We start from the raw sequence: 11,355 nt of genomic DNA on the forward strand, positions 1-11,355 counted from the left end.
GCCCCCTGCTCGTCGTTGCAAATGCTCGCCATAGCCCGCTATGGCTGCGCTTTGCGCCTAGATCAGGTGCCTTTTGGCGTGCTGCTCGGACACGCTCGAAAAACTCTCAGCCTCCTGATGATGAAAGACCGTAAAAGCATGGCCCACGTCAAGATGTACACCACGCAGGTGTGCCCATATTGCATCCGCGCCAAGATGTTGCTCAAGCAGCGCGGCGTCGACACCATCGAAGAAATCCGCATTGACGTGAACCCCACCGAACGCCAGGCCATGATGCAGATCACGGGCCGGCGCACCGTTCCGCAGATCTTCATTGGCAATACCCACGTGGGCGGCTGCGACGACCTGATCGACCTCGACCAGCGGGGCGGTTTGATGTCCCTTTTGCAGGCGTAAATCCGGACCTGAGGCCGGTTTGGCCTCGGTGATAATCTGCGCTACAGCCCGCACATTCCGGTCGCGGGCTTTCTTTCGATTGCGAGACTTCCCATGGCAGACGACACCCAACAACCGGTCTTCAATATCCAGCGCATCTACCTCAAGGATTTGTCGCTTGAGCAGCCGAATTCCCCGCAGATCCTGCTCGAGCAGGCGCAACCGCAAGTCGAAATCAACCTGTCGCTGGCCGCCGAGCCTGCGGCTGAAGGTGTGTACGAAGTCGCCGTGACCGCGACCGTGACGACCAAGGTCAGCGACAAGGTGCTATTCCTCGTTGAGGCCAAGCAGGCCGGCATCTTCGAGATCCGCAACATCCCCGAAGACCAGCTCCAGCCAATCATTGGTATTGCCTGCCCGGGCATCATCTACCCCTACCTTCGCGCCATCGTCTCCGATGTGTGCACGCGCGCTGGCTTCCCGCCGGTAGTGCTGTCGGAAGTGAACTTCCAGGCGATGTTCGAGGCGCAACGCGCGCAGGCGGCTGCACCGAACGGGTCCGGCGCCATCGCTGGCGCAAACTGAAGACACAGGCCGGCAGTGAACCTCACCGTTCTTGGTGCCGGGGCCTGGGGCACCGCGCTCGCTATCAACGCGAGCGTTCGTCATGACACGCGGCTGTGGGTGCGCGACGTCGATCAGGCGCGGCGTATGCTCACGCAGCGGCGCAACGAGCGTTATCTGAACGAGGTAACGCTGCCCGAGAGCCTGCAGATCAGCTCCGACTTCGACAGTTCGATCGAGTTCGCACGCGATGGCCTCGTGGTCATCGCGACGCCGATGGCCGGGCTCTCTGAAATGCTTCATCGCCTGCCAGAAAGCCCGCCCGGAATTCTGTGGCTTTGCAAAGGCTTCCAGGAAGGCACGGGCTGGCTCGGGCATGAGGTGGCGCGGGCCGTGTGTCCGAATGCTCGAGTTGGGGTGTTGTCCGGGCCAAGCTTCGCGATTGAAGTCGCGAAGGGCCAGCCGACGGCCCTGGTTGTGGCGAGCGTGGACGCTCCCTTGTGCATTGATGCGGTCGATGCGCTTCACAGCGACAGCCTGCGCATCTATACGTCGAACGATCCCGTCGGCGTCGAGGTTGGCGGTGCGGTGAAGAACGTGCTTGCCATCGCCACCGGCATTGCCGATGGCATGAACCTCGGGCTCAATGCACGCGCTGCACTGATCACCCGCGGACTGGCCGAGATGACCCGACTGGGTCTCGCATTGGGTGCGCAGCCCGAGACTTTCATGGGCCTGAGCGGTCTTGGCGACCTCGTGCTCACCGCCACCGGCAATCTGTCGCGCAACCGCAAGGTCGGCCTGCTGCTCGCGCAAGGCATGCCGCTGCCCCAGATCCTGAGCGAACTCGGGCACGTGGCCGAAGGCGTCTACAGCGCCGCGATGGTGCTTCGACGCGCTCAGGCGTGCGGTGTAGAGATGCCCATCACCGAAGCGGTGGTGGCCGTGCTCGAAGGCCGCGCCACGCCGAGGCAGGCGGTCGATCAATTGATGGGTCGCGAAGCACGGTCCGAGAGATGATCTCCTGATCTCAATTTATCCAGAGGCTGTTTCGATGCATCGTCGTCGTGTCCTGCAAGCATCCGTCGCGGGAGCTGCGACGCTGGCGCTTGGGTCTTTTGCACAGTCGTGGCCCGCGAGGCCGATCAAGCTCGTGGTGCCATTTCCACCAGGCAGCTCGCCGGACATCATCGCCCGTCTGATCGCCGAGCCGCTGGCGCAGTCGCTCGGACAGCCTGTCGTCGTGGACAACCGGCCGGGTGCCGGGGGCAATCTCGGCACGGGGGTCGTGGCCAAGGCAGAGCCCGACGGCTATACCTTCCTCTTCACGATCCAAGGGCCTTTGGTCACTGCGCCGCTGTTGAGCAAGAGCCTCAACTACGACCCGATCAAGGAGCTCGCGCCAGTGTCGCTCGTGGCGACGTCTGCGAACTTGCTGGTGGTGGACGCGAAGCTCGGCGTCAATACCCTCGCCGATTTCGTGCTGATCGCGAAGGAGAGGAAAGGCAAGCTGAACTACGGCAGCGTGGGCAACGGCAGTGCTGCTCATTTGGCGATGGAGCTCTTCAAGACCCGAGCCGGCATCGATCTCGTTCATGTGCCATATCAGGGCTTCCCGCAGGTCGTCAACGCGATCCTCGCCGGGCAGGTTCAGGCGGCATTCATGGTGCCCGGCATTGCGATGGGGCAGGTCAAGGCCGGCAAGCTGCGGGCGCTGGGCGTGACAACGATGGGGCGCGCGTCGTCGCTGCCTGAGTTTCCGGCGCTGTCTGAGTTGGGGTATCCGGGCTTCGAAGCTGTGTCGTGGCAAGCGGTGCTTGCGCCCGCGAAGACCCCGAGGCCGATCATCGATCGGTTTTCACGCGAGCTGGTGCGAATCATCAAGAGTGATGACGTGCGCACGAAGATGCTGGGGCAGTACTTCAGCGCGGTCGGTTCAGCGCCCGAGGCGCTGGCCGGGCTCATCAAGTCTGAACGCGACAAGTGGTCGCAGGTGATCAAGGCAGCAGGCGTCAAGCCGGAGTGATGTTGTAGGGGGGGGGCTGGCCAGCGCAAAACGGGAACTTATTCCGTGCCAAATCCATAGCCGAGTAAGCGCACTCGGTTTTGCTCACCTACGAGTGCGAACCGGCGTATTCATTTTGACGCCACGCTTCGAATACAGCCACCGCCACCGCATTGCTGAGATTCAGGCTGCGTTGCCCCTGGCGCAGCGGCAGCCTCACGCGCCTGTCCGTCGGAAACGAATCGCGCACAGGGTCAGGCAGGCCTGAGGTTTCGCATCCGAACACCAACCAATCTCCGGCCTTCCACGCGATCTGGGCAAACGGCCGCGCCCCTCGCGTGGTAAAGGCGAACATCCGGCTCAGATCGGGCGCTTGCGAGCGAAGCAGTTCGTCCCACGATGCATGCCGCTTCACGCTTGCGTACTCGTGATAGTCGAGGCCCGCGCGCTGAAGCAGCTTGTCTTCCATCGAAAAGCCGAGCGGCTCCACAAGATGCAGTGCACACCCCGTGTTGGCCGCCAACCGAATCACGTTGCCAGTATTTGGAGGAATCTCCGGGTGAACGAGAACGACGTTGAACATGAGGTTCACCCGCCTGGAGTGGGAGTGCGCGCCACGACCCACGCATGGACCTGCGCCGCGCCGGCTTGCCGTAGCACGCGGGCGAGTTCTGCCGCAGTGGCCCCAGTGGTCATCACGTCATCGAGGATGGCTATAACCTTGCCCCGAACTTCGGCCACTCGTCGCGGTTCGATGGCGAATGCGCCTTTCACATTAGCTGCGCGCTTTTCCACGGGAAACGCGAGTTGATGCGGTGTGTCCTTGATGCGCAGCACCAATCCCGCATCTGCAAGGCAGCCGATGCGCACGGCCACGCGACGAGCGATCTCCCACGATTGGTTGAATCCCCGATCGCGCAATCGCCGGTCGCTCAGGGGCACCGGGACGATGAGATCGGGCTTGGTGCCGCCACTCGTTCGCCAGGCGTTCTCCACACTATTTGCGAGCGATGCCGCCAAGTCGAGCGCGGCATTGAACTTGAACTGGCCGATGAGCCGATCCCAAGGATGGCCGTAGTCCATCGCAGCCAGGGCGCCGTCCTGCGCGGGCGGGTCGGTCAGGCAGGCGCCGCAGGTGCGCACGCCCTCCGGCACGCGAAGGGCGCATCGCAGGCATCGCGGAACCGCGGCCATGAAGCGCGTTCGGCATGCTTCGCAGATGCGGTCGCGGTCCCAGTCGTGGCAGACGGCGCACTGGGTCGGAATGGCGCGGGCGGGCCGTGCGTCAAGCAATCGGGTGAGGAACAACGCTTGTCTCGGTGATGAAAAGATAGGGTCAATATACTGCCGCCCCATGCCAGACACGCCACCCATCGATCAACGCCAGCTCGATGCCGTCGCGGTGGACGCCGTGTTGCGCCGCCTCGCGCATCGGGCCTCGCCGCCCTGGCTCCATACCGAGGTGGCACGGCGCATGGCGGAACGTCTGCAGATCATCCGGCTGCAACCGGTGCGAATCGTCGACTGGTGGTCCTTTCTCGGTGCGAGCGCCGAGGTGCTGTCGCAGGCCTATCCCGATGCGCATCGCGTTCTCGTCGAGCCTTCCGCGGCGCTTGCCCAACTCAGCCGCGACGCGCAACGAACACCTTGGTGGTCGCCCAAGCGTTGGCGCAAGGAGAGCGTCGAGGTCAAGCTCGAATCCGACGATCTCGGCGAGCCCGCGCAACTGCTGTGGGCCAACATGATGCTTCACCAGATCAAGGATCCGCCCCGGCTCATCTCCCGCTGGCAAAAGGCAATTGCCGCCGATGGCTTCGTGATGTTTTCCTGCCTTGGCCCTGGGACGCTGCGCGAACTGCGCGCAATCTACGCCAGCGTTGGATGGTCCGACCCGACACCGGCCTTCGTGGACATGCACGACCTGGGCGACATGCTCGTGCACGCCGGCTTTGCCGATCCGGTGATGGACCAGGAGACGATCACCTTGAGCTGGCCCACGCCGCAGGCGATGCTCGACGAGCTTCGAAGTCTCGGCGGCAATACGGCGCCTGGGCGGTTCCAGGCCCTTCGCACTCCACGATGGCGCGCCCGACTCGAGCAAGAACTCGAAGCCTCTTCAGGGCCCGACGGCCGCATCGCCATGCGTTTCGAGGTTGCCTACGGCCATGCTTTCAAAGCAATGCCTAAAGTGCAGGCTGGTCAGCCGACGACGGTTTCTCTCGATGAGATGCGCAGCCTTGTTCGAACCCGTCGCAGGTGAATGCTGGTGAGCTCCGCCGCTGCGCTAAACTCCTCAGGTTGACGGTGGAGCACCCGGAAGGCCTTCTCGAATTCGATGTATGTCCAATCCGATGGCCATTTGGGCGCTCGTGGAGCAGCAGCGCAGCAGTATGTCGGCATCCGGCTCGCCCGACGCTTCATGTGCACCTCTCGCGTCCAGTGCGAGTAGTGCCGTGGGCCTCGTCCCCTCATCTTTCGCATTTCGCTTCGGCCACGAGTCAAGCGGCGCGGCGGGCGAGTGGGCGTTCGAGTGGAAGCTGAAGCGGAACTGTTCGTTGGCGCCACGTCAGTTGCTCGGTTTTTACTCTGTGCTTTGCGGTATCTCGCTCGCCGTCGCTGCCTTCTGGTGGTGGCAAGGCGCGCGAATGGTGATGCCCTTTGCCGCGATCGAGTTGCTGGCGGTCGGTGTTGCGATGCTGGTGTATGCGCGCCACGCCACCGACAGCGAGTCCATCGCATTGCGCGACAACCGTCTGACGGTCGAGCATGCGTCGGGCAGCCGGCTGGAGCGAGTCGAATTCCAGCCGCAGTGGGTGACGGTGGAGCCCGCAGTGTGTGACGGTTCGCTGGTCGAGCTGTCTGGGCAGGGGCGGAAGATGGCGGTGGGGCGCTACGTCAGGCCCGAGCTGCGGCGGCAGTTGGCAGACGAATTGAGAATGGCCTTGCGCCGTTCCGGCCGCACGACCCCAGGTCGTGCAGTGAACAGAATTTGAAACTGAAGTGACGACAATGAAGACGATGAAAGCACTTTGGCTGGGTTGGATCGAGCGGGCAGGGCAGTTGGGCCTTGCGCTCGCCACGATGTTGACCACCCAGGTGGCCATGGCAGTCAATGACCTGCCTGGCGGCCCCGCCGTCAACCAGCTCGACATGCATCCGCCCGTGACTGCCATTGCGCGCGAACAGCAGTGGCTGCACTACTTCATGATGATCATCTGCCTGGTGATCTTCATCGGCGTGTTCGGTGTCATGTTCTATTCAATGTTCAAGCACCGCAAGTCCAAGGGTGCAAAGGCCGCCAACTTCCACGAGAGCACGACGGTCGAAATCGTCTGGACCATCGTCCCATTCATCATCGTCATCTTCATGGCGCTGCCGGCCACCAAGGCCGTGGTCGCAATGAAGGACACCAGCGCAGCCGACATCACCATCAAGGCGACCGGCATCCAGTGGAAATGGGGCTACGACTACTTGAAGGGTGAAGGCGAAGGCATTGGCTTCATCTCCACGCTGGACGTCGCCCAGCGCGAAATGTCCGACGCGGGCAAGCCCTCCGGCGACGACTACCTGCTGCGTGTTGACAACCCGCTCGTCGTGCCCGTCGACAAAAAGATCCGCATCATCACCACCGCTACCGACGTGATCCACGCCTGGATGGTCCCGGCCTTCGGCGTCAAGCAAGACGCCATTCCCGGCTTCGTGCGCGACACCTGGTTCCGCGCCGAAAAGGTCGGCGACTACTACGGCCAGTGCGCCGAGCTCTGCGGCAAGGAGCACGCCTATATGCCCATCCACGTGAAGGTGCTGTCGGCACAGGACTACTCCAGGTGGGTCGACGGCGAGAAGAAGAAGATTGCCGCCAAGTCCGACGACCCGGCCAAGGTCTGGGTGCTCACCGAACTCGTGGCCCGCGGCGAGAAGGTCTATAACGCCAACTGCTCGCAATGCCACCAGCCCAACGGCAAAGGCGGCGGCCCCGTCAAGCCGCTCGATGGTTCCCCCACAGTGCTCGATGCTGACAAGAGCAAGCAACTGCACATGGTGTTGAACGGCTCGGCCAACGGCATGCCTTCGTGGAAGGCGCTCTCTGACACCGAGATCGCGGCTGTGGTCACCTTCACCAAAAACCACTGGTCCAACGCCACCGGTCAGATCGTGCAGCCGAGCGAAATTGCCGCTGCCCGCAAGTAAGAACGCCGTCAGATCAAGAAGCTTAGGAATCGAAACGCCATGAGCGCTGTACTCGACCATCACGGTGACCACGGTCACGATCACGCACACGATCATCCGCACGGCTGGCGTCGCTGGGTTTTCGCGACCAACCACAAGGACATCGGGACGCTTTATCTCCTGTTCTCGTTCACGATGTTCATCTTCGGTGGCATCCTGGCGCTGGGCATTCGCGCCGAACTGTTCCACCCGGGCCTCCAGTTCGTCAACCCGCAGCTCTTCAACCAGCTCACGACCATGCACGGCGTGATCATGGTGTTCGGCGCGATCATGCCGGCCTTCGTGGGCTTCGCGAATTGGATGGTCCCGCTGCAGATCGGTGCCGCCGACATGGCCTTCGCGCGGATGAACAACTTCAGCTTCTGGTTGCTGATTCCCGCGGCGCTCTCGATCGTGATCGCGTTCTTCCTGCCCGGCGGTGCTCCCGCTGCCGGTTGGACGCTCTACGCACCGCTCACGCTGCAGATGGGCCCGTCGATGGACGCCGCGATCTTCGCGCTGCACATCATGGGTGCGAGCTCGATCATGGGCTCGATCAACATCATCGTGACCATCCTGAACATGCGCGCACCGGGCATGACGCTCATGAAGATGCCGCTTTTCTGCTGGACATGGCTCATCACTGCCTATCTGCTCATCGCCGTGATGCCAGTGCTGGCCGGTGCCATCACCATGACGCTGACGGACCGACATTTCGGCACGACCTTTTTCAACCCAGCCGGCGGCGGTGACCCGGTGATGTACCAGCACATCTTCTGGTTCTTCGGCCACCCCGAGGTCTACATCATGATCTTGCCGGCCTTCGGCATCGTCAGCGCGATCATCCCGGCCTTCGCTCGCAAGCGCCTCTTCGGCTACACCTCGATGGTGTACGCCACGGCGTCGATCGCCATCCTGTCGTTCATCGTGTGGGCACACCACATGTTCACGACCGGCATGCCCGTTACCGGCCAGCTGTTCTTCATGTACGCGACCATGCTGATCGCGGTGCCCACTGGCGTGAAGATCTTCAACTGGATCGCCACCATGTGGCGCGGCTCGATGACCTTCGAGACGCCCATGCTCTTCGCAGTGGGTTTCATCTTCGTGTTCACCATGGGCGGCTTCACAGGCCTCATCCTCGCGATGGCGCCGGTGGACATCCAGTTGCAGGACACCTACTACGTCGTCGCGCACTTCCACTACGTGCTCGTCGCCGGCTCGCTCTACGCGATGTTCGCGGGCGTCTACTACTGGGGCCCCAAGTGGACGGGCGTGATGTACAGCGAAACGCGCGGCAAGATCCACTTCTGGGGTTCGCTGATCGCCTTCAACGTCACCTTCTTCCCGATGCACTTCCTGGGTTTGGCCGGCATGCCGCGTCGCTATGCCGACTACCCCATGCAGTTCACCGACTTCAACATGATCGCGACTTTCGGCGCGTTCTGGTTCGGCCTGATGCAGGTGTACTTCTTCCTGTTCATCGTCGTCCCGATGATGCGTGGCAAGGGCGAGCCCGCTCCGCAGCAGCCGTGGGAAGGCGCCGAAGGTCTGGAATGGGAAGTGCCGTCGCCGGCACCTTTCCACACCTTCGAGCATCCGCCCAAGCTGAATGCAGCCGCGACCAAGGTCATCGGCTGACTCTCGACCAGCGATCCGACGCAACCACGAAGCGTGCAGCATGACGCCTGAGCAAAAGAAGCAAAACCTGCGGCTGGCGTTGGTCCTTGCCTCTGTCGCCGTGGTACTGTTCATCGGATTCATCGCCAGGGCGGCGATCGTCGGCCTCTAAAGATTGACGCCAGAGCAGACGATGCCGCAAGCCCTGCCTCCGTCCGGTCATGATTCGATCTTGCGCGGTGACAACCTGCGCATGGTCGGCAAACTCGTGGTCATCGTGGGACTGATGTTTGGCTTTGGCTACGCGCTGGTGCCGGTGTACCGGTCCATCTGCAATGCGCTAGGCATCAACGTCCTGTCGCTATCGGAGCAGGCTGTCCCGGGAAACTCGTCGAATTACAAGGGCAACACGCAGGTCGACCTCACTCGCACGATCACGGTCGAGTTCGATGCCAACGCCCGCGGCGTCTGGGATTTCAAGCCTGCCAAGCGCAGCGTGGACGTGCATCCCGGCGAACTCACGACGGTGATGTACGAGTTCAAGAACATCCAGCCGCGCACGATGGCGGCGCAGGCGATTGCCAGCTACGCACCCAAGCAGGCATCGCCGTATTTCACCAAGCTCGAGTGCTTCTGCTTCAATGAATACACGCTGAAGGCGGGCGAGAGCAAACAGTGGCCGGTGGTGTTTGTCATCGACCCGAAGCTTCCGAAGGACGTGAAGACGATCACTTTGTCGTACACCTTCTTCGAGGTGGGCGGCAAGATTCCTGCGGCGCCGCAGGCGGCGATCAAGACGACTGGGGCACAGTCGTGACCGAGCACAATCCGCTTCGCGAGGCTGTTCAACGCAAGGCCTCGTTTCTGCAGACGATGCGGGCAGTGGCTTGGTCGTTCTTCGGCGTGCGCAAGTCGGCGGACTACGAGAAAGACGTGAACCAGCTCAACCCGGTTCACGTCATCATTGCAGGATTGATCGGCGTGGCGATTTTCATCGGTGTGTTGATCGCATTGGTGAGCTGGGTGTTGTCCAGTGGGGTGGCCAAGTAGGCACGAAATGTGGGAGCGTTGAAACCGGCGACGCGGCATTCAGCGTGAATGAGTTTCAGAAGATTCGGATTCCAGGAGAAAACATGTCGGCAGCGACGCAACAAGGGCAAACGCCTTACTACTTCGTCCCGGCGCCATCGCGCTTCCCGGTGATGGCCTCGATCGGCCTGTTCTGCGTCATGATGGGCGCTGGTCAATGGATCAACGGCTCTGATTGGGCCAAGTGGCTTCTGCTGTTCGGCCTGCTGTTCTGGGCCTTGACGATGAAGCAGTGGTTCGGCCAAGCCATCAGCGAGAGCGAAGGTGGCCTTTACGGCGACCGGATCGACGTGTCGTACCGCTGGTCGATGAGCTGGTTCATCTTCTCGGAAGTGATGTTCTTCGGCGCCTTCTTCGGTGCCCTGTTCTGGTCCCGCCTGTACTCGGTGCCGACACTGGGCAGTCTGTCGAATGCCATCCTGTGGCCCGACTTCAAGGCCGTGTGGCCGAGCTTGCAGGCCGGCGTCACCGCGTCGCCAGCCGGCACGATCGAGCCTTTCACGACCATGGGTCCGTGGCCCATTCCGACGATCAACACCGCATTGCTGCTGACCTCGGGCGTCACGCTGACGATCGCACACCATGCACTCATCGCCGGCCAGCGCGGCAAGACGATCGCGTGGATGTGGATCACCGTGCTGCTGGGCCTGACCTTCCTGGGCCTGCAGGGCTTCGAGTACTACCATTCCTACCATGAGCTGAATTTGAAGCTCAGCTCTGGCATCTACGGCTCGACCTTCTTCATGCTCACTGGCTTCCACGGCTTCCACGTGTTCGTCGGTATGTTGATGCTGCTGTTCATCACACTGCGACTCATGAAGGGCCACTTCACGCCGACGCGTCACTTCGGTTTCGAAGGCGCGGCGTGGTACTGGCACTTCGTGGATGTGGTGTGGCTGGGTCTGTACGTCATCGTCTACTGGTTCTGACAACACCGAAGCCACCCATGAAAAACGCCGCGAAGTGCGGCGTTTTTCACTTCCGGTGCGCTGAGAGCCTGAGAGTATTTCGAGCATGCCCGCTCATCACGCCAAAAGACCCCTGCTCGTCGTTGCAACTGCTCGCCATAGCCCGGGCTATGGCTGCGCTTTGCGCCTAGATCAGGCGCCTTTTGACGCGCTGCTCGGACACGCTCGAAAAACTCTCAGCCTCTGAGCGAGTCAACGTAGCTGAATGCCCGTGGGCTGAATCCAACCGAGCTTGTAGCTGATCAGAATGCATAGGAAGAGGGCCACTGACAGGCCAACCCGCCATGCGAGTGCATGCATCATCGTGGGCTTCTTGCCTTCGCCCTCCTTGCCGCGAACCATGGCGACACCCGCGAAGGCCAGTGCGCTGAGGATGGCGACAAATGCAACGGTGATGAGAATCTTCATGCGTACCGATTATCCGCTCGCGCTTTGCGCGAGGCTGAGAGGCTGAGAGTATTTCGATCATGCCCGCTCATCACGCCAAAAGACCCCTGCTCGTCGTTGCAAATGCTCGCCATAGCC

15 protein-coding genes are annotated in these 11,355 nt (G+C 61.9%); 12 read left to right on the forward strand and 3 right to left on the reverse strand.

Going from position 1 to position 11,355, the window contains the following annotated elements:
- Positions 1 to 138: 138 nt before the first annotated feature.
- The 4 genes from grxC (at position 139) to AC30NL_RS12295 (ending at position 2,965) form a co-directional block, all read left to right on the forward strand.
- On the forward strand, positions 139 to 396 hold the full coding sequence (gene grxC, locus AC30NL_RS12280; RefSeq protein ID WP_489464296.1) for a glutaredoxin 3: 258 nt from the start codon (positions 139 to 141) through the stop codon (positions 394 to 396).
- Positions 397 to 489: 93 nt separating this feature from the next.
- Positions 490 to 960, forward strand: coding sequence for a protein-export chaperone SecB (gene secB / locus AC30NL_RS12285; RefSeq protein ID WP_489464283.1), 471 nt, complete (start codon positions 490 to 492; stop codon positions 958 to 960).
- 15 nt (positions 961 to 975) lie between these two features.
- Positions 976 to 1,959: an NAD(P)H-dependent glycerol-3-phosphate dehydrogenase gene (locus tag AC30NL_RS12290; RefSeq protein ID WP_489464284.1), complete on the forward strand. Its 984-nt coding sequence runs from the start codon at positions 976 to 978 to the stop codon at positions 1,957 to 1,959.
- Positions 1,960 to 1,993: 34 nt separating this feature from the next.
- Positions 1,994 to 2,965: a Bug family tripartite tricarboxylate transporter substrate binding protein gene (locus AC30NL_RS12295; RefSeq protein WP_489464285.1), complete on the forward strand. Its 972-nt coding sequence runs from the start codon at positions 1,994 to 1,996 to the stop codon at positions 2,963 to 2,965.
- Between the two features lie 88 nt (positions 2,966 to 3,053).
- Here AC30NL_RS12295 and trmL read toward each other — a convergent pair whose 3' ends face one another.
- Together trmL and AC30NL_RS12305 are read right to left on the reverse strand one after the other, a co-directional pair.
- A complete protein-coding gene (gene trmL, locus AC30NL_RS12300; RefSeq protein WP_489464286.1) occupies positions 3,054 to 3,527 on the reverse strand; it encodes a tRNA (uridine(34)/cytosine(34)/5-carboxymethylaminomethyluridine(34)-2'-O)-methyltransferase TrmL in 474 nt (157 codons plus the stop codon).
- Positions 3,528 to 3,532: 5 nt separating this feature from the next.
- The gene (locus tag AC30NL_RS12305) at positions 3,533 to 4,252 is read right to left on the reverse strand and encodes a double zinc ribbon domain-containing protein (protein ID WP_489464287.1); all 720 of its coding nucleotides are present in this window, start codon (positions 4,250 to 4,252) and stop codon (positions 3,533 to 3,535) included.
- Between the two features lie 46 nt (positions 4,253 to 4,298).
- On the opposite strand from AC30NL_RS12305, the gene AC30NL_RS12310 reads away from it, so the two are divergent.
- The 8 genes from AC30NL_RS12310 to AC30NL_RS12345 all read left to right on the forward strand — a co-directional run bounded on the left by AC30NL_RS12310 (position 4,299) and on the right by AC30NL_RS12345 (position 10,791).
- Positions 4,299 to 5,204 (forward strand): class I SAM-dependent methyltransferase, encoded by a 906-nt coding sequence (locus AC30NL_RS12310; protein ID WP_489464288.1) that lies wholly within the window; start codon positions 4,299 to 4,301, stop codon positions 5,202 to 5,204.
- A gap of 79 nt (positions 5,205 to 5,283) precedes the next feature.
- Positions 5,284 to 5,937, forward strand: a complete 654-nt coding sequence (locus AC30NL_RS12315) for a DUF2244 domain-containing protein (protein WP_489464289.1) — start codon at positions 5,284 to 5,286, stop codon at positions 5,935 to 5,937.
- A 16-nt stretch (positions 5,938 to 5,953) separates the two neighbouring features.
- Positions 5,954 to 7,135, forward strand: a complete 1,182-nt coding sequence (gene coxB / locus AC30NL_RS12320; protein WP_489464290.1) for a cytochrome c oxidase subunit II — start codon at positions 5,954 to 5,956, stop codon at positions 7,133 to 7,135.
- A 39-nt stretch (positions 7,136 to 7,174) separates the two neighbouring features.
- A complete protein-coding gene (ctaD, locus tag AC30NL_RS12325; protein WP_489464291.1) occupies positions 7,175 to 8,794 on the forward strand; it encodes a cytochrome c oxidase subunit I in 1,620 nt (539 codons plus the stop codon).
- 40 nt (positions 8,795 to 8,834) lie between these two features.
- A complete protein-coding gene (locus AC30NL_RS12330) occupies positions 8,835 to 8,945 on the forward strand; it encodes a cytochrome oxidase small assembly protein (RefSeq protein WP_489464292.1) in 111 nt (36 codons plus the stop codon).
- A gap of 21 nt (positions 8,946 to 8,966) precedes the next feature.
- A complete protein-coding gene (locus tag AC30NL_RS12335; protein WP_489464293.1) occupies positions 8,967 to 9,590 on the forward strand; it encodes a cytochrome c oxidase assembly protein in 624 nt (207 codons plus the stop codon).
- A gap of 56 nt (positions 9,591 to 9,646) precedes the next feature.
- Positions 9,647 to 9,823 (forward strand): DUF2970 domain-containing protein, encoded by a 177-nt coding sequence (locus AC30NL_RS12340; protein ID WP_489464297.1) that lies wholly within the window; start codon positions 9,647 to 9,649, stop codon positions 9,821 to 9,823.
- An 83-nt stretch (positions 9,824 to 9,906) separates the two neighbouring features.
- On the forward strand, positions 9,907 to 10,791 hold the full coding sequence (locus tag AC30NL_RS12345; RefSeq protein WP_489464294.1) for a cytochrome c oxidase subunit 3: 885 nt from the start codon (positions 9,907 to 9,909) through the stop codon (positions 10,789 to 10,791).
- Between the two features lie 231 nt (positions 10,792 to 11,022).
- On the opposite strand, the gene AC30NL_RS12350 is transcribed toward AC30NL_RS12345, so the two are convergent.
- Entirely contained in the window at positions 11,023 to 11,238 is a 216-nt protein-coding gene (locus AC30NL_RS12350) for a twin transmembrane helix small protein (RefSeq protein WP_489464295.1), read from the reverse strand.
- Positions 11,239 to 11,355 lie beyond the last annotated feature (117 nt).

The sequence above is a fragment of the Rhizobacter sp. genome (assembly GCA_021153565.1).
Taxonomy (GTDB): domain Bacteria; phylum Pseudomonadota; class Gammaproteobacteria; order Burkholderiales; family Burkholderiaceae_C; genus Albitalea.